This window comes from Streptomyces sp. Alt3 (assembly GCF_030719215.1).
Taxonomy (GTDB): domain Bacteria; phylum Actinomycetota; class Actinomycetes; order Streptomycetales; family Streptomycetaceae; genus Streptomyces; species Streptomyces glycanivorans.
This window is the reverse complement of the sequence record NZ_CP120983.1, coordinates 2,744,401-2,762,305: the sequence shown is the minus strand read 5'-3', so window position 1 is coordinate 2,762,305 and position 17,905 is coordinate 2,744,401. Positions and strand designations below refer to the sequence as shown.

Annotated in this window: 16 protein-coding genes; 8 read left to right on the top strand and 8 right to left on the bottom strand. The window is 71.7% G+C overall.

Annotated elements, in window-relative coordinates:
* Positions 1-79 precede the first annotated feature (79 nt).
* The gene (locus P8A20_RS11650; protein ID WP_261988723.1) at positions 80-760 is read right to left on the bottom strand and encodes a polysaccharide deacetylase family protein; all 681 of its coding nucleotides are present in this window, start codon (positions 758-760) and stop codon (positions 80-82) included.
* A 252-nt stretch (positions 761-1,012) separates the two neighbouring features.
* A complete protein-coding gene (locus tag P8A20_RS11645; protein ID WP_147959484.1) occupies positions 1,013-1,846 on the bottom strand; it encodes a lysozyme in 834 nt (277 codons plus the stop codon).
* Positions 1,847-2,082: 236 nt separating this feature from the next.
* Here P8A20_RS11645 and P8A20_RS11640 point away from each other — a divergent pair, with 236 nt between their 5' ends.
* A complete protein-coding gene (locus P8A20_RS11640) occupies positions 2,083-2,580 on the top strand; it encodes a MarR family winged helix-turn-helix transcriptional regulator (protein WP_261988650.1) in 498 nt (165 codons plus the stop codon).
* Between the two features lie 79 nt (positions 2,581-2,659).
* On the opposite strand, the gene P8A20_RS11635 is transcribed toward P8A20_RS11640, so the two are convergent.
* A complete protein-coding gene (locus P8A20_RS11635; RefSeq protein WP_147959485.1) occupies positions 2,660-3,445 on the bottom strand; it encodes a protein phosphatase 2C domain-containing protein in 786 nt (261 codons plus the stop codon).
* Between the two features lie 370 nt (positions 3,446-3,815).
* On the opposite strand from P8A20_RS11635, the gene P8A20_RS11630 reads away from it, so the two are divergent.
* Genes P8A20_RS11630 through P8A20_RS11610 form a run of 5 tightly spaced genes read left to right on the top strand, consistent with a single transcriptional unit; the run spans position 3,816 to position 9,505 of the window.
* Entirely contained in the window at positions 3,816-6,707 is a 2,892-nt protein-coding gene (locus tag P8A20_RS11630) for a sensor histidine kinase (protein WP_306103464.1), read from the top strand.
* Positions 6,704-7,183, top strand: a complete 480-nt coding sequence (locus P8A20_RS11625) for a roadblock/LC7 domain-containing protein (protein ID WP_147959487.1) — start codon at positions 6,704-6,706, stop codon at positions 7,181-7,183. The genes P8A20_RS11630 and P8A20_RS11625 overlap by 4 nt, the downstream gene beginning before the upstream one ends.
* Positions 7,180-7,593, top strand: a complete 414-nt coding sequence (locus P8A20_RS11620; RefSeq protein ID WP_103513691.1) for a DUF742 domain-containing protein — start codon at positions 7,180-7,182, stop codon at positions 7,591-7,593. Before P8A20_RS11625 ends, P8A20_RS11620 begins: the two co-directional genes overlap by 4 nt.
* Entirely contained in the window at positions 7,574-8,224 is a 651-nt protein-coding gene (locus P8A20_RS11615; protein ID WP_306103463.1) for a GTP-binding protein, read from the top strand. Before P8A20_RS11620 ends, P8A20_RS11615 begins: the two co-directional genes overlap by 20 nt.
* A 39-nt stretch (positions 8,225-8,263) precedes the next feature.
* On the top strand, positions 8,264-9,505 hold the full coding sequence (locus P8A20_RS11610; RefSeq protein ID WP_306103462.1) for a styrene monooxygenase/indole monooxygenase family protein: 1,242 nt from the start codon (positions 8,264-8,266) through the stop codon (positions 9,503-9,505).
* A 67-nt stretch (positions 9,506-9,572) separates the two neighbouring features.
* Here the strand turns inward: P8A20_RS11610 and P8A20_RS11605 are convergent, their stop codons facing one another.
* From P8A20_RS11605 to P8A20_RS11585, 5 genes are all read right to left on the bottom strand, one after another.
* Positions 9,573-10,721, bottom strand: a complete 1,149-nt coding sequence (locus tag P8A20_RS11605; protein ID WP_147959489.1) for a C40 family peptidase — start codon at positions 10,719-10,721, stop codon at positions 9,573-9,575.
* A gap of 153 nt (positions 10,722-10,874) precedes the next feature.
* On the bottom strand, positions 10,875-13,553 hold the full coding sequence (locus P8A20_RS11600; RefSeq protein WP_306103461.1) for an outer membrane protein assembly factor BamB family protein: 2,679 nt from the start codon (positions 13,551-13,553) through the stop codon (positions 10,875-10,877).
* 71 nt (positions 13,554-13,624) lie between these two features.
* Positions 13,625-13,900: a DUF8847 domain-containing protein gene (locus P8A20_RS11595; RefSeq protein ID WP_147959491.1), complete on the bottom strand. Its 276-nt coding sequence runs from the start codon at positions 13,898-13,900 to the stop codon at positions 13,625-13,627.
* A gap of 10 nt (positions 13,901-13,910) precedes the next feature.
* The gene (locus P8A20_RS11590; RefSeq protein WP_147959492.1) at positions 13,911-14,672 is read right to left on the bottom strand and encodes a TetR/AcrR family transcriptional regulator; all 762 of its coding nucleotides are present in this window, start codon (positions 14,670-14,672) and stop codon (positions 13,911-13,913) included.
* 41 nt (positions 14,673-14,713) lie between these two features.
* A complete protein-coding gene (locus tag P8A20_RS11585; protein WP_306103460.1) occupies positions 14,714-15,649 on the bottom strand; it encodes an AurF N-oxygenase family protein in 936 nt (311 codons plus the stop codon).
* Between the two features lie 189 nt (positions 15,650-15,838).
* Between P8A20_RS11585 and P8A20_RS11580 the strand changes: the two genes are divergently transcribed.
* Together P8A20_RS11580 and P8A20_RS11575 are read left to right on the top strand one after the other, a co-directional pair.
* The gene (locus tag P8A20_RS11580; protein WP_306103459.1) at positions 15,839-16,948 is read left to right on the top strand and encodes a ferritin-like domain-containing protein; all 1,110 of its coding nucleotides are present in this window, start codon (positions 15,839-15,841) and stop codon (positions 16,946-16,948) included.
* 44 nt (positions 16,949-16,992) lie between these two features.
* Positions 16,993-17,892 (top strand): ADP-ribosylglycohydrolase family protein, encoded by a 900-nt coding sequence (locus P8A20_RS11575; protein ID WP_147959495.1) that lies wholly within the window; start codon positions 16,993-16,995, stop codon positions 17,890-17,892.
* The last annotated feature ends 13 nt before the right edge of the window (positions 17,893-17,905 follow it).

Here is a 17,905-nt window from a genome sequence, read left to right as displayed (position 1 = left end):
GCGTGGCATCACGCCGACGGCCGGGTACGGACGGCCCGTCCTCCTCCGGGAGGGCGGGCCGTTGCGCGTGCGGGCCGGGTCAGGGGCGGTACACCGTGCCTGGCTCCGGCTCCGCCGGGGCCATCAGCTGAGGGACGGTCACGAAGGTGTAGCCCCGTTCCTTCAGCGTGTCGATGATCCCTGGCACCGCGGGGACCGTGCCCTCGTAGATGTCGTGCAGCAGGATGATCCCGTCCTTGCCGGCCTGGTCGAGTATCCGCTTCCTGATCAGCGCGGAGTCGTTCGTGGAGTAGTCCTTGGCGGTCGCGCTCCACAGGACCTGCGAGAGCCCGAGCTCCTCGCAGACCTCGGAGACGGTGTCGTCCGTGCGGCCCTGCGGGGGACGCATCAGCCTGGGCCTCTTCCCGGTGATGTCCTCGATCGCGAGCTGGGTCCTCTCCAGCTCGGCCCGTATCTCCTCGGGCTCCTTGTCCGTCAGGATCTCGTGGGACCAGGTGTGGTTGGCGACCTCGTGGCCCTCGGCCTCGATGCGCCGCACGGTCTCCGGGTGCTTCAGCACGTGGTCCCTGCCCAGCAGGAAGAACGTGGCGGGCACCTTCTTCTCCTTGAGCACGTCCAGGAGACGCGGGGTGTCCTTCGCCGGACCCGCGTCGAACGTCAGCGCGATGCACTTGGCCTTCCGGCAGTCCGCCTGCCCGTACGACCCCTTGGCGTCGGAGGCGGCGTCGGCGCGGGCGGACCCGGGAGCCGTGGTCTGCATCGCGCATCCGCCGAGCGTCAGTGTGAGCACCGTCACCAGAGCGGCGGCCAACCCTGTACGGAACGGCGTCGTCTTTCCGGGCACAACAGGCACAGCACGTCACTTCCCCTGGCTCGGCCACACGCCGGCGGTGCGGCACGGCGTGACTATACATAGCGTGTATACGCGAAGTGCATAGTGGGGTGTGACGCAACACCGGACCCCGGTGACCTGGGGCTGGTCACCGGGGCCCGATGTCGCGTCGTGCGGGGATCAGCCGTTCGCGAGCGCCACCACGCGGTCGAGGGCGCCGTTGAAGTGGTTGTGGTCGCCGACGGTCGGGCCGGACGAGGTGTACTGCCAGATCGTGTAGTAGCCCCAGCCGGCCGGGAGTTCCCCGACGGTGGTGTTGTACCGCGCCACCCAGAGCGGGTTGGTGGCGCCGAAGCCCGCGTTGTTGCCCGTGCAGTCCTTCCACCAGCTGGTCGCGGTGTAGATCACGGCGTCACGGCCGGTGCGCGCCTTGTAGGTGTTCACGAAGTCGCGGATCCAGGCGACCATCCCGGCCTGGGTCTTGCCGTAGCACTGCGCGCCGTACGGATTCCACTCGATGTCCAGCACGCCGGGCAGTGTCCGGCCGTCCTTGGACCAGCCGCCGCCGTTGTCCACGAAGTAGTTCGCCTGGGCGGCGCCGCTCGTCGTGTCCGGGGTGGCGAAGTGGTAAGTGCCCCGGATCATGCCTGCGTTGTAGGAACCGTTGTACTGCTGCGTGAAGTACGTGTTCTTGTAGTACGTCCCCTCGGTGGCCTTGACGTAGGCCCACTTCACACCGCTGTTCCAGAGAGTCGGCCAGGCGACGTCGCCCTGGTGGCTGCTGACGTCCACGCCTTCGGTCTGGACCGCCCTCGTGCCGGCCGGCGCGCCGCCCTGGCCGTCGTGGGCGATGACCCCCTGGCCCATCCTCGCCGTACCCCGTTCGGGGACGTCGGCCGCGGAGGCCGGTGCGGGCAGGGTGAGCAGAAGGGTGAGCGCGGCGAGGAGGGTGCCTGCCGCGAAGAGGCGGGGTCGGCGGCGGGGGGCTGTGGTTCCGGATCTGTGCACGGGCATTGCGTGCCTCCGAGGGCTCGGTGGGGGAGCTCATGGCCCAGGAGCGGGTGCGGGACACTCCTGCGGTACGTGCGCCGTGGTGTGGACATGCCACCCATGGCACTCATGAAGCTACGCACGTAGACCCGTGCTCCGGAAGGGGGTCCGGCCACTGCCGGAGGTCTACGCCTGCGAAATACTGGCCCAACTGCGGCGATGGCCCCAGTTGAAAGAAAGTTTCATCGGCGGGAAAGCGTATGAGGGGTGCTGACGTGCACGGGAGCGGAAGCGGCGGTGGACCCGGCGCGACGGCCGGAAATGGTGTGGACCATGAGTTCCTCGCCCTGGAACGCGAGTTGGCGGTCTTCCTGCGCCGGGCGCGGGCCAACTCGGGGGAGATGGCCCGCGAGGTCCACCCGGACCTGGAAGCCGCGGCCTACGGGCTCCTCGTGCGGCTGGAGTCCGCGGGACGGCAGCGCGCCACGGATCTCGCCGCCTACTTCGGCGTGGGGAAGGCGACCATGAGCCGCCAGTTGCGGGCCCTGGAGGGTCTCGGACTGGTGGCGCGGGAGACCGACCCGGCGGACGGCCGGGCGTCGCTCGTCCACCTCACGGACGACGGTCTCGCGCGCTTCCGCAGTGTCCGTGACGCCCGTCGTGGCCGGTACGCCCGCAAGCTCGCGGGCTGGGACCGGGCCGAGGTCGCGGAACTGGCCCGTCTCCTGCACCACTTCAACGAGCGCGCGGAGGACTGATTCAAGGAGCGCGCGGAGGACTGATTCAGCGAGCGCGCGGAGGGCTGACGCGTGCGCGACGAGCTGTCCCCGTCGGCGCTCACAGCTCCACGAGGAGCGCCGTCGCGTCGTCGTGCCGCTTGCCGCGACGCAGGTGCACGCGGTCGGTGTCGGCCCGCTCCAGGTCCCTGACGCGGTCGATCAGCCCCTGCGGCCCCTCCTGGCGCAGCACCTTCAGGGTCGCCGTCCAGTCGCCCTCCCGGAACTTCTCCGTCCAGCGGCTCGCCCCGTCGGTCAGCGCCGCGAGGGCCCGGACCTCCGACCGCGGGGTCTCGCCGGTCACCGCACGTGACGACACCAGGGGGTCGGCGGCTGCCGTGAAGAAGCCGCCCTCCTTGTTCCGCGCCCGTGCGTCCGCGATCTCCTCCGAGGCGAGCGAGCCCGGGGGCAGCCGGTCGAGACGGTCGTCGAGCAGTGGCCGGACCGTGCCGTCGGGCGCCTCGACGAGCAGGACGGAATCGGAGAGCACCAGGTGCTCGACCCGCTCGTGGTCCCAACGCGCCAGGACCACCGTCGCCTGAGGCGTGCGCGGGTGAGAAAGGTCACACAGGGGCCGGTGGGCGTCGGCGGTACGCCGGACGGACTCGGAGAGGATCTCGGACAGTGTCAGATCCCGTCGCGAAGCGGACAGTTCGGCCAGTGCCCCGCCGAGCCTTGCGGTGAACCACGGAACCGAGTGCACGCAGCCGTCGTCGCCCTGTGGTGGCGTGACACCGTCCAGCAGGACGAGCGCGCCACCCCTCCCTGCTGCGGGGACGGCGGTCGACGCCCAGTCCTCGTTGGGGCGCTCGGAGCTGCCCGGCTCGGTGGCGAGTTCGATACGCATCCGGCCAGTCTGCACGATGTCTTCACGGTGCCTGCACGATGCCCGGTCGGACCGTACCAGCAGGTCAGGCGGCTCTCGATGGCGGAATCCAATGCTGCGCGCATATGCGGGCGGGCATACTGCCAAAGCCTGGCCCGAACTTCCACCCGGCGGTCCGTGCATGCCGTGCGGCGCCCGTGGGGAGACTTGTTCGCCAACTCCGGATTGGGGTTCACTCGTTCGAGTGGCGGAGCGGTTGATGCACGGCCCCCTCTCAAAAGCGCTGGAATGGTCGGAAGCCGTACGGTGCACATCAGGGCGGGGCGCCCATTTCACGTGACCGTGCGTCACCTCTGCTTCAAGGGCGGACGAGTCAAGATTGCGAGCACCGGTGCAGAAGAAGCGGCCTCGGAGCAAGGACAGCACGCGCGAGGAGTCCGGGGCGACGCCTCCGGCAGCGGGTGCCTCCAAGCGGACCGTACGGGTACGCAGCCGGCTCGTCGCCGGCGTTGCCGTCGTAGGGATCACCGTCATCGCCGCGGGGGCCCCGGCGGCCCTGTCGGCGTCCTCGGACCTCAACGAGTCCCAGCGTCTGGTGACGCTCGCCGAGCTGAACCAGCAGGCGATCACCCTCGCGCACTCCCTCGCGGACGAGCGCGACGAGGTGACCACCCACATCGCGGGCGGCCGTGAGGAGGAGGACGGCAAGGACAGCACCACGAGTCCGGCGGCCCGCGTCGACCAGCAGGTGGACGAGATCCTGGAGGCCGCCCCAGCGGCGCTGCGCAGGGACCTCTCCGCCATCCCCTCCCTCCGCAGGACCGCCCTCACCGGCAAGGGCTCCGCGATGGAGGCCTACCAGGCGTACTCCGAGGTCATCGCCAAGCTCCACGACCTCGCCGACGAGCTCGCGGAGAAGACCCCGCCGCGCGCCGCCGACGCCACCCGCGCCCCGCTCGCGCTCGGCAGCGCCGTCGAACAGGCCTCCGCCACACGGGGTCTGTTGCTGGCCGCGCTCGCCGTGCCCGGCACGGAGCCGCAGCAGCAGATCGACCCGTTCACCGGTCTGCCCGTCCAGGGCCAGGACACGGGCGACAGCGACGACGACCGCATCCGTGACGAGCTGAGCGCCGCGGCCCAGCAGGCCCGGGTGCGCGAGCTCGCCTCCCTCGCCGAGTTCGACCAGGCCGCCGGTTCCTCCGCACGGGACAGCCTCGCCTCCACGGTCACCGGCCCCGAGGTCGCCGGAGCGGAGAAGTATCTCACCCGGCTCACCGACCGCCCCGAACTGTCCGACACCGACCGGGAGGCCGACCCCGAGAAGGTCGAGGCGGCGCTGTCCGCCCGCCTCGACCGCATGCGCGGGGTCGAGTCCGCGCTGGGCACCGCGCAGGTCAAGCGGCTCGAAGCACTGCGCGACGACGACGTCACCGCGCTGGAGCTCCGCCTCGCCCTGCTAGGCGGCTGCCTGCTGGTCGCCGTCGGCGTCTCCACCGCGGTCGCCCGCACCCTCACCCAGCCCCTCGCGGTCCTGCGCATCGGGGCCGGCCGCATCGCCGCCGAGCCCGAGACCGCCGAGCCGGTCCGCTACACCGGGCGCAACGACGAGTTCGCCCAGGTCGTACGGTCCATCAACGCCCTCCACGGCAAGCTGCACGGACTGCAGCACGACGTCACCGGCCGGCTCGAGGGCATGCAGAGCGAGCACGGTGAACTGGCCGCCGGACATGAGGCCCTCACGCTCCAGCGGGCCGAACTCCAGGCCCGGGTGACGGAACTCACCGGGCAGCTCGAGCGGCTCCGGAACACGGTGCACCACACCTTCGTGAACCTGTCCCTGCGCGCCCTCGGCCTCGTCGAACGCCAGCTCGGTGTCATCGAGGGCATGGAGGAGCGCGAGCAGGACCCCGAGCGCCTCGCGACCCTCTTCAAGCTGGACCACATGGCCACCGTCATGCGGCGCCACAGCGAGAACATGCTGGTCCTCGCGGGGACCGACCACAACCAGGGGCACGTCGGCCCGATCCCCCTCGTCGACGTACTGCGCGCCGCGGTCAGCGAGATCGAGCGGTACGAGCGGGTCACCATCCAGTCCCTGCCGCCGCACGCCCAGATCGCGGGCTTCGCCGCCGACGACGTGAGCCACCTGGTCGCCGAACTCCTGGAGAACGCGACCTCCTTCTCCCCGCCCGACTCCCATGTCGAGCTCTCCGGCTGGCTGCTGGAGACCGGGGAGGTGATGCTCTCCGTGCAGGACGAGGGCATCGGCATGTCGGCGGTCCGGATGGGCGAACTCAATGCCAGGCTGGCCGACCCCACATCCTTCGAGGCCGGCGAACAGGCCGCGGACGGCGCGGGACTGGGTCTCCAGGTGACCTCGCTGCTGGCGGCCCGCCACGGCGTGCAGGTGCAGCTGCGCGAGCAGAAGGGGAGCGGGGTGACCGCGGTCGTCGTCCTTCCGCAGGCGCTCCTGCCCAAGGCGCCGCCCGCCGCCTCCCCGCCGCCCGTGGCGCTGCCCGGGGACGCGCCCACGCTGAATCTCCCGGGTTCCGTCGCCGAGGCGAACTCCAACGCGCTGCCGTCGCGTTCGGCCCTTCCCGGCGAGGACCCGCTGATCGAGGCGGCCGAACGCACCCTGCGGCAGGCGGGCCCCCAGCCCGCGCCCGCGCAGCCCGAGGCACCGGAACCGGCAGCACCCGCGCCCGAGCCCGTGGGACCGCGATCCGCGACGCCGGAACACCCCGCACCCACCGCGCCGGAGACCGGCCCGGCCGGTGAGCCCGCGATCCGCGAGGAGTCCGAGGCCGAGACCACGATGCAGGTCCGGTTGCCCGTGCAGCCGGACGCACCGAGCCCGTACGCCATCGGCCCCGACCGGCACGAGCGTTCCGCCGACACCAGCCCCACGACGGACCCCGCACAGGCACCGGTACCCGCACCCGCACCGGCCGCGGACGCCCTTCCGGGCCCCCGGCAGCCGCTGACCGGCCTCGGCGAGGAGGTGCCCGACCCGGCACCCGTGCCCGAGCGCCTCACCGACAAGGGACTGCCCAAGCGCACCCCCAACATCACCGCGCCGCCTGCCGCCGCGCCCACCGAGCGCAAGGGCAGCCTGGACAAGGACGCCCTGCGCCGTCGGCTCGGCGGCTTCCACCAGGGCGCGAAGGACGGCCGGCGCGATGTCGAGACGGAGATCGCCGAGAGCGGCCCACAGACCGACCACGACCGTACCGACGGTCGCATCGATGAGACGGGGGACACAGTCGAGGAGGCACGCAGTTGACTGCGCCCAGCGCGTTCGGGCTGAGCACCGAGGCCCGGAACCTTCACTGGTTGCTGAGCAATCTGGTGGAGGAGGTGCCCGGGGTCCACTCGGTCACCGTCGTCTCGTCCGACGGGCTCATGCTCCTCTCCTCGGATCCCGGTCTCGCGACCGCGAAGGCGGAAGGACGGCAGACGGGGCCCAGGGGCTCCAGCGCCGACCTGGCCACCATCGTCTCCGGTATCGGGTCCCTCACCATCGGCGCCGCCAAGCTGATGGACGGCGGTGGCGTCAAGCAGACCATGGTCGCGATGGACGAGGGCAGTGTCTTCGTCATGTCGATCAGCGACGGTTCGCTGCTCGGTGTGCACGCCACCCCCGACTGCGACATGAGCGTCATCGCGTACCACATGGCGCTCTTCGTCGGTCGTGCCGGACACGTACTCACCCCCGAACTCCGCAGTGAGCTGCGCAAATCGATGGAGAGCACCCAGTGACGTCAGCTGCTGAACCCGTACGAAAACTCCCCGTCAGGGGCGCCGACCGCAAGGCCGCGCGGGTCCGCCCGTACTCCCTGACCGGCGGCCGCACCCGCTTCGGCCACGTCCTGCTCGTCGAGACCTTCGTGGCCGCGCTGGACGCACCCGAGGAGCGCCGCGAGCTCACCAACGGCAATCTCGCCTCGCGTGTCATGCCGGAGCTCCACGCCATCGTCGAACTCTGCCGCCGTATGCGTACGGTCGCGGAGATCTCCGCCCTGTTGAAGATGCCGCTCGGAGTCGTCCGGGTACTGCTCAGCGACTTGGCCGACCAGGGAAAGATCCGCGTCTACGGAACCGGTCACGGCACCGGCCAGCCCGACCGCGCGCTGCTCGAAAGGGTGCTCAATGGACTCCGCCGTCTCTGAGGCGCCGCTCTTCACTCCGCGTCAGCGGGGTCCGCAGGACAAGCCCGACGAGTCGGTGCAGGCCTGGCAGCTCGACCACACGCGCGCGCCGATCGCCACCAAGATCGTGGTGGCGGGCGGGTTCGGCGTGGGCAAGACGACTTTCGTCAGCTCGGTCTCCGAGATAGACCCGTTGCAGACCGAAGCGATGATGACGCAGGCCAGCGAGGAGATCGACGATCTCACGGCCACACCCGACAAGGTCACCACGACCGTCGCGATGGACTTCGGCCGTCTCACGCTGGACGACGACCTCGTCCTCTACGTGTTCGGGACGCCCGGGCAGCAGCGCTTCTGGTTCATGTGGGACGACCTGGTGCGCGGTGCGATCGGCGCGGTCGTCCTGGCCGACACACGGCGCCTCGCCGACTGCTTCGCCGCGCTCGACTACTTCGAGAGCTGCGGCCTGCCCTACATCGTCGCCGTCAACCACTTCGAGGGAACGCCCGGTTTCGACGAGGACGACGTCAGGGACGCCCTGTCCGTATCTCCGCACGTACCTGTTGTGATCATGGATGCGCGTAAGAGGATCACCGTCGTCGAGTCGTTGCTCGCCCTGGTGGGCCACGCACTCGCCGTCTCTCCCGAGTAACGACAGACGCACTTCCAGAACACGTAACGGAGAACCGCGATGCGGAAGATACTCATAGTCGGAGCCGGCCAGTCCGGTCTCCAGCTGGCCCTCGGGCTGCAGTCCAACGGGTACGAAGTCACCCTGATGTCCAACCGCACCGCGGACGAGATCCGGACCGGCCGGGTCATGTCGACGCAGTGCATGTTCCACACGGCTCTCCAGCACGAGCGTGACCTCCAGCTCAACTTCTGGGAGTCCCAGGCCCCGCGGACCGAGGGTGTCGGCGTCTCCGTCGCGGGCCCGGACTCCTCGCGTGTCATCGACTGGGTGGGCAAGCTGGACGGTTACGCCCAGTCCGTCGACCAGCGCGTGAAGATGGCCGGCTGGATGGAGACCTTCGCCCAGCGCGGCGGTCAGCTCGTCATCCACGGCGCGGCGGTCTCCGACCTGGACTACTTCTCCCGCACGTACGACCTGGTGATGGTCTCGGCCGGCAAGGGCGAGCTCGTCTCCATGTTCGGCCGGGACGCCTCCCGTTCGCCGTTCGACACCCCGCAGCGCGCTCTCGCCGTCGCCTACGTCCACGGTCTGGGCCCGCGCCCGGAGCACCCGGAGTTCGACGCGGTGCGCTGCAACCTGGTCCCGGGCGTCGGCGAGCTCTTCGTCATGCCGACCCTGACGACGTCGGGCCGCGCCGACATCCTGTTCTGGGAGGGCGTCCCCGGCGGCCCCCTCGACGCCTTCCAGGGCGTCAAGGACCCCTCGGAGCACCTGGCCAAGACGCTGGAACTCATGGAGAAGTTCACCCCGTGGGAGTACGCGCGCGCCACCAAGGTCGAGCTGACCGACGCCAACGCCACGCTGGCGGGCCGTTACGCCCCGACCGTGCGCAAGCCCGTCGGCCGGCTGCCCGGCGGCGGACTGGTCCTCGGTGTCGGCGACGTGGTCGTGGCCAACGACCCGATCACCGGGCAGGGCTCCAACACCGCGTCCAAGTGTGCGCACTCCTACCTGCACTCGATCCTCGAACACGGCGACCGCCCGTTCGACGAGGAGTGGATGGAGGCGACGTTCGAGCGGCACTGGGAGAAGACCCAGCACGTCGTGAAGTGGACGAACGCGATGCTCGGCCCGCCGCCGGAGCACGTCCTGAACCTGATCGGCGCGTCCGGCCAGCTCCAGCCGGCCGCCGACCGGTTCGCCAACGGGTTCAACGACCCGGCGGACTTCGACAACTTCTTCTTCGAGCCGGAGAGGACGAACGCCTACCTGGCCTCGCTCACCGGCGCCCAGGGCTGACAGCCGGCGAGGAAGCCGGGCCGCCACCATCCGTCACGCACGACGCGACGGACGGGCGGCCCGGCTTTCACGCGTGCGGGGCGTCGTATCCGGTGTCCGGCCCCGAGGTGGCGTCCTCGGGCAGTTCCGGCAGGGTGTACGCGCTCAGAGGCTCGCTGTCCGGGTCGGGGCGTACGGCCCCCAGCAGCGGGTTCGAGGCCAGCGGCGAGACCTTCACCGTGGTTCCGGGCCTGGGCGCCTGGATCACCAGGCCGTCGCCGATGTACAGCGCGACGTGGGTGGCCTTCGGGAAGTAGACCACCAGGTCGCCGGGGCGCAGCGAGCCCAACGGCACCTTCGGCAGCCGGCGCCACTGCTCCTGCGAGGTGCGCGGGATGTCCCGGCCCGCGGCCGACCAGGCCTGTGACGTGAGTCCGGAGCAGTCGTACGTCTCCGGCCCCTCCGCACCCCACACGTAGGGCTTGCCGATCTGCTCGACGGCGTAGCGGACGGCCTTCCCGCCTTCCCCGGACGGCGTGCGGACCGAGCTGAGCGCCCCCGAGGCGGTGAGGGCGTCCTGCGCCTCGCCGATGTTCTTCTCCTCCAGCGCCGACAGCGCTTCGAGCTGCCCGGTGGACAGGGAGGCCAGCATCGCCTCGATGGCCTTCAGCCGGGACCGCACGGTGTCGTGCTGCTCCTTCCGCTGTGCGGTGAGCTCCCGCTGCCGGTCCTGCGCCGCCCGGGACTTGGCGGCCAGCACCTCGGCGTGCCTCTCCGCCCCCGTCAGCCGCTCGACCACGGCGGACCGGCCGGCCTGGGCGCGTTCGATGACATGGCTCTGTTCCAGGGCCCGGGCCGGGTCGTCGGCCAGGAGCAGCCGCAGGTACATGGAGAAGTCGGTGCGCCCCTGGTACTGGTCACGTGCCAGCCGTCCGGCGTCCCGGCGGCCGGAGTCCAGGGCTGCCCGTGCCTCGGCCAGCTCGCCGCGCAGCTTTCCTGCCTCGGCCGCCCGCTTCTTCAGTTCCTCCTCGGTGCCGTTGTGGAGCTCGCCCGCCTCCTCGGCCTTCCGGTAGAGCGTCTGCAGCTGCTTCAGCAGTCCCGCCACGCTCTGCGGAGCGGGGCCGGCCGCGGGTGCGGGTGCCGGTTCCGGTCCGGACGGTTCGGCGACCGCGGGGGAGGCGGCGACGGCCGCGGCCAGTACCGCCGTGCAGAGGGAGCGTGCGACTCTGCCCGACACGAGATCACCTCCGGTGTCAGGGGTGATGCCGATTAATCGGACTACCCCACAAGTGCTCGGATTTCGTCCATCCGGTCACTCGGGCCCGGGTGATGCAAGGACCGTCCGGTGTGCCGCTCCGGGGCGTGCCCCGAACGGCGGACGCCGGGGCGGTCATTCGACGGGGAACGCGTAAAATGCCCGTTCACGCTGGACGACGACGGAGGTCTTCCCGGCGGCCAGCACCCGGTAGGGGGCGCTGACCGTGGCCCCGTCCGGGCCCGGGGCGCCGATGTCCTGGAACTTCCACAGCCGGCGCCCGTCCGCCGCGGCGAACGCGGTCACCTGCGAGGTGTCCGCGGCGAGCAGTGTCCTGCCGCTGCCGCTCAGCGTGAGCGCGGGGGATCCGCCGCCGATCGGAACCTCGGTGGACCGTCGCCAGACCACCTTTCCGGTGGCCCGCTCGACCGCCCCGACCTCCTGGTTGCGGTTCGTCGTGTGGAGCAGCGCCCCGGCGGCGACGGGCGTGCCGAAGACGGAGGAAGCGGTTCCGTTCAGCGTCCAGACCGGCTTTCCGCTCCCTGTCTCGAAGGCCCCCAGATCGTCGCCCACCGCGCCGAAGAGCCGCCCCTCCTGGTCACCTGCCGCCGCGCCGCCGGGCGCGACCGTGCCGAACTGCCGGTTCCACAGCTGCTTCCCCGTGGTGCGGTCGAAGCAGCGGAAGACCGCCTTGCCCTTGCCCGCCTCGACGTCGGCCGGGGTGAGCGTGCCCGCGTCCTGACGCACGACGAGATCGGCGTCCCTGACGGCGATCAGCCGGTAGGCCGGGGTTCCGGGTGCCCGGCCCGCGGGGACGGCGACGCGCCAGACCTCCTCGCGCCGGACGACGTCGTAGGCGAAGAAGTAGGCCTTGACGGCCTGGGTGTCCTTGCCGCGCTTCCTGCCCTTCTTCGGCTTCGGCGCCTTCACGGTGACGGTGTGGGAACCGGTGAACCAGAGCACGGGCCCCGACTGGCCGGTGACCGGAGCCACCTTCATGTCCGGTACGCCGTCGAACTGGTCCACGAAGCGCACCCGGTGCTCGATCCGCCCGTCCTTCGGCGACAGCCAGAGGAATTCGGCCGGGGCCGCCAGGAAGCAGAGGCCGTCCCCGGCCGTCAGCACGCTCCGGGCCCCGGCGGCCTCGGCGCGCTCCCAGGCCTTCCGGCCGGTCCGGAGGTCGACGGCGGTCGCCCCGGCCGTGTCCGTGAGCACCAGCAGCCTGTCCTGCCAGACGCCCGCCGTGAGCGGGGCCGGTGCCGTCGCCGGCCTGGCGTACATCCACCGGGGCTCGGGCGCCCGCCCCGGAAGGGTGGGCCGGGGCTCGGCGGCCGGCTTCTCGTCCGTGGTGGCGGAGGCGGACTCGTCCGAACCGAGGACGGCCACGGCGGTGGCGCCCAGGACGAGCCCGGCCGCACCGGCGGCGGCGGTGGTCAGCAGCGCCCGCCGGCCGGTGACCGGCCCCGTGCGCGGCTCCGGCACGGGCGGCGCGGCGGCCGGCAGGGCCGGAGGGAGGGGCGCGGGTGCGCCCGGCGCGGGGGCGGAGGCCGGGTAGGCGTACGGCTGTACTGGTGCGGGTGGTGGGACTGCCGCGGGGAGGTGCGGGGGTGCGGCACCCGTCACCTCCCTGGGGAGGGCGAGCTGGGCCGTCGCTAGGTCGGACCGAGGGGCGCGCGCACCCAGGAATCGCGTGGTCCGGCTGTCCTCGCCGATGTCCCCGCCGGCTTCCGCACCGCCGGGAGGGCCGCCCTCGCCGGGAACGCCACCGTCCGGGGGCGCCACGTCCGGTGGCACCGAGTCCGCAGGCTCCGATGGCATTGAGTCCGTGGGCTCCGGGGGCACCGCGTCCGTGGACACCGAGCCCGGGGGCACTCTGTCCTCCACAGGACGCACCGGCGCCTCGTCCACCACCGGTTCGGCAGGTGGCTCCAGGGCACGCGCCCGCGCGGCCTGGTCCGCCACGGCGGCCGTCAGCGGCGCGGGCAGCCAGCCGTCCTGGGCGAGGCCCGCCGCGCCCTGCGGAGCGAGTTGTGCGGCGACGGACTCCGCCGTGGGCCGGCCGGCCGGGTCCTTCGCCAGGCAGCTCGCGATCAGTGCACGCAACTCGGCCGGTACGGCGCCGAGTTCGGCGGAGCCGTGGGCGATCCGCTCGGCCGCCTCCTCCGCGGGCCCGTCGGCGAGCGGGGTCGTTCCCGTCGCCGCGTAGGCCAGCAGCAGACCGAGGACGAACAGGTCCGACGCCGGTCCCGCTTCCTCGCCCCCGACCTGTTCCGGGGTGAGATAGCCCAGCCGCACGGACAACTGTCCGCCCTTGCGGGCCTCGGCGTGGGCCGCGGCACCCAGGGGCCCGAAGGCCGTCAGCCGTGGGCCGTCCTCCGCCAGCAGTACCGTCCCCGGAGCCAGCCCCTGGAGCACGGCCCCGGACACGTGCACCCGGGAGAGCGTCTCGGCCAGACCCGCACCCAGCACCCGCACCGCACGCTCGGGCAGCGGACCCGCGAGAGCGATCGCTTCGGAGAGCGTCACCGCGGGCACGTACGCCGTGGCCGTCCACGGACCGTCGTCCTCGGGGGAGACCACCGGCGGCAGCACCCAGCCGCCGGCCAGGCGTCCGGCGGTGAGCGCCTCGGACCGGAAGCGCCGCCGGAAGGCGGGCACGGAGGCGAGGGCGGGCCGGGCGGCCGTCACCACGGCGAGGTCGTCAGGGCCCGCACCCCGGGCGATGAAGTGCACGGCGCCCGCGCTCCCGCGCAAGCGCGCCAGTGCGGTGTACGGGCCGAAGCGGCGTGGATCGTCCTGACGCAGCGCCTCCATGGCGCACCCCCCTCGTGACCGTGCCCACGGCACCGGACCGCCGATCCTACGGGCGCGGGTGCGGATGGGGCTCAGGACCCGCTGCGGGGCTTCTTCCAGGGCCACTTGGGGGTGAAGCGCTCCCGTCCCCCGGGGGCGTACTCGTAGACCCAGCCGCGCTGCAGCCCCAGCCGCTTCGAATAGCCGGCGGGAGCACGCCGGTAGGCGTGGACGGTGGCGGGGCCTCCGTCGGCGTCCGGCACCGGGACCTCGTACCACTTGGGCGGATGACCGGTCGGACCGAGCAGGATCGGCAGCACCCGGCCGTCCAGGGGGCCGCCGCGGAAGGGCGTGTTCTCGCTTTTCACCGGGCCAGTGTCACTCAGGCGGCAGCAGGTGCGCCGCGTGCCCCGCCACGGGGACGATCAGCGCCGCGAGCCGGCCGGCGGGGCCGTCGGCGGTCTCCTGGGCCAGCAGTTCCGCCACCACGGCTTCCGTCTCCTCGTCCGAGGCCGCGGTGACCGCGAGCAGGGCCATCAGGTGATCGACCAGCCAGCCCCGCAGATCGGCGGCCGGCGGCTGCTTGTCCTCGTCCAGCCAGATCAGGGACGCCGCCTCCACCGCGGCTATCCAGGTGCGAACCATCATCCGCAGGCGAGGCCCGGCGGGTTCCTGGCCAGGCCCGCCGCCCCGGCCCAGGTGGAGCAGGATCTGCTCCGCCGCCGACCGGCGGACACCGTCCACGATCGTCGACGTGCGCGAGGTCTCGGCCACGCTGCCGCCGCGCAGCAACGCGCTGAAGCCCGCGTCGTGCTCGTCGACGAACCCGAGGTAGCGGTCCAGGACCCGGCTGACCCGTTCGGTGGGCGGGCCGACGGCGGGCTCCGAGAAGCAGAGCGTCAGCTGCTCGGCGGCGGAACCGAGGGCCGCCTCGTACAACTGCTGCCTGCCGCCCGGGAAGTAGCGGTAGACCAGCGGACGGGAGACCCCGGCGGCGGCAGCCACCTCGTCGATCGACACGTCGTCCGGCGCCCGGTGGGCGAAGAGGGTGAGGGCCGCGCCCAGCAGCTGGGCGCGGCGTTCCTCGACACCCAGGCGTCGGTACGCGCGGGCCGGCGGTGCTGCGGGTGCGGAGGTCATACTCCGAAGCCTAAGCGGTCCCCCGGGAAGGGGGAGCGGCCTCAGGCCAGCAGGCCCGAACTCTTCCACAGCCTGCGGCCCACCCCGTTGAGCACACCGATGTCGTCGAAGAAGTCGGTGAGGCGCTTGGCTCCCGTCTGCATGACCTCCGCCCGGTGACCGCTGGCCCTCACCTGGGCGACGGCCTCGTGGCGGTCCAGGCCGACGTTCTCGTAGACCTGCGGGTTGACGAAGCAGACGGAGAAGACACGTGCCGCCTCACCGCAGTTGAGCCGGGTCAGCCGGCGCTCCCACGGGGGCGCGGTCACCATCTGGCGGCGCAGCTCCTCGCGGGCGTAGCGCACGTGCCGGGCCTCCTCGACGACATGGATGCGGGTCACGCCGCGCACGAGCGACTGGACGCGCTCGTCGGGAAAGGTGAGCCGCTGCATCCAGTCCAGGATCTCCTCGCCGAGCAGGGTCGCGGCGAACGATCCGGGTGTGGTGGAGATGGTCTTCAGCACCCGCGCCAGGTTGTGGTAGCGCCGGGGGACCGGGTAGGCGGGTGCCCCGCCCCACTCGATCATGCGGGCGAACATCATGGAGTGCCGGCACTCGTCGGCTATCTCGGTGAGGGCGTAGCGGACGTGCTTGCTGGTCACGGACTTGTCGTAGATGTGCCGGACGAGCAGTTGCATCAGGATGATCTCGAACCAGATGCCGAGCGAGGCCAGCGACGCCGCTTCGTGGCGCGCCAGGTCCATCCGCTGCTCCTCGGACATCTTCCGCCACAGCGGGGTGTCGTAGAGCGAGACCAGCTCGGGCGGCCAGAACCACTTGCCGTCCTCGGCGCCCGAGTCCCAGTCCAGCTCGGTGTCCGGATCGAAGGAGTGCTTGGCCGAGGCCTCGAGCAGGCGGGCCGCGACCTGCTCGCGGTCCTTGAGCGGGCCGAGCGCATCGCGCAGCGCCCGGATGTCCTCGTCGGTCACGGTCGTCATGGCTGAAGGCACCTCGCACAGGGGTTACCGGCGGTCAGGTTTCCGGTCATGGATTATGAGACTGCCTGTCAGCAAGGCAGTCAATCCCCTGTGCGCGACTTGTTGACCGCGCGTCTACCAACGTGTGAACCTGCCAACTGACGTCAGCACCACGGAATGCACGATCCTCGCCAGGCGAAGGAGCTGCCCGTGTCGACACACGACCTCTACACCACCGCGCCACCGGACCCGACGTGGCAGGTACCCGCCACGGGGGCGGCCCGGTTCAGCTGGGACTACGACGACGGCCGCGAGCGTCTCCTCGCCCTCTACCAGAAGGGCAAGGACAAGCAGTGGGACGGCAACAAGCGCATCGACTGGAGCCTGGAGGTCGACCCCGCCGACCCCCTGGGCACCCCGGACGAGGCCCTCACGCTCCACGGCACCCCGCACTGGGCCAAGATGACCGAGCGGGACCGCGGCGAACTGCGCAAGCACTACACCTCCTGGCAGTTCAGCCAGTTCCTGCACGGTGAGCAGGGCGCCATGGTCTGCGCCGCCCGGATCGTGGAGTCCGTCCCCGACCTGGACGCGAAGTTCTACTCCGCGACCCAGACGATGGACGAGGCGCGGCACGCGGAGATCTACGCCCGCTTCCTGCACGAGAAGGTCGGGATGCTCTACCCGATCAACGACAACCTCCAGGGGCTGCTCGGCGACACCCTGCGCGACTCCCGCTGGGACATGCCCTACCTCGGCATGCAGGTCCTCATCGAAGGGCTGGCACTCGCCGCGTTCGGCATGATCCGCGACACCACGACCAAGCCGCTGCCCAAGCAGATCCTCGCCTACGTCATGCAGGACGAGGCGCGGCACGTGGCCTTCGGACGGATGGCGCTGCGCGACTACTACAAGCAGCTGAGCGACGCCGAACGCCGGGAGCGCGAGGAGTTCGTCATCGAGGGCTGCTACCTGATGCGCGACCGTCTGAGCGGCGTGGAGGTGCTGGAGAACTTCGGCATCGGCAAACAGGAGGCCAAGGAGCTCTCCGAGCACTCGGAGTACCTCCAGCTCTTCCGCAAACTGCTGTTCAGCCGCATAGTCCCCTGCGTCAAGGACATCGGCCTCTGGGGCGAACGGCTCCAGAAGGCCTACGTCGACATGGGCGTGTTCGAGATGGGCGACTCGAACCTGGACCTGCTGATGGCCCAGGACGAGGAGATCGCCGAGCAGTTGGACCGGGACCGCTTCGCCGCCGAGGAACAGGCGCGGGTCGAGGAGGTCGCGGAGGCGATAGCGGAGGGCCGCGCGGGCGACTGAGCCAGGACCGAAACCGATGTACGCCGCATGGCCCCGGGGGGAGGATGGGAACCATGAACTCGACCTCCGTACAAGGGGACACGGCCGCCGCGCGGCGCAGCCTCGAAGCCCTGGCGCTCGGCGACGCCTTCGGGGAGCGGTGGTTCCCCCTCTTCCGGCCGCCCCGGCAGGCGTACGCCGAGGTCAGGGCGCGCAGGACCCCGCACGAGCCGGTCTGGCACTGGACCGACGACACCGCGTTGGCCCTGGCCCTCCAGCGGCTCCTGGACGAGTACGGACAGGTGGAACAGGACCGGCTGGCCCTGTACTACGCCCTGGCCTTCGACGCGGACCAGGCCCGTGGGTACGGGCACGGGATGCACATGCTCCTCCCGCAGCTCCTGACCGCTCCGGGTGACTGGCGCACCCTGGCGCCCGGACTCTTCGAGGGCGGCAGCCTCGGCAACGGGGCGGCGATGCGGGTCGCGCCGCTCGGGGCCCGCTTCCACGCGGACCTCGGCCAGGTCGCCGAACAGGCCGTGCTCTCGGCGGTCGTCACCCACGCCCATCCGCAGGGCGTCGCCGGCGCGGTGGCGGTCGCCGTCGCCGCGGCGCTCTCGGCGCGCGGCGAGCTCGCCCTGGAGGCGGTCGCCGCGCGCACCCCCGAGGGGCCGGTGCGGGAGGGCGTACTCCGTGCCCTGGAGGTGCCCTTCGCCACGGAGCCGTGGAAGGCAGCCGACCTGCTGGGCAACGGGAGCCGCATCAGGGCGGACGACACGGTGCCGTTCGCCCTGTGGACCGCTGCCCGGCACCAGGACGACCTGGAGGGGGCCCTCTGGGCGACGGCGGAGGGCTTCGGGGACGTGGACACGACCTGCGCCATCACCGGGGGAGTCGTCGGCGCGGCCACGGGGATCGACGCCGCTCCCGCCGAATGGCTGGCACGGCGGGAACCGCTGGGCTGACGGCGCCGGCCGG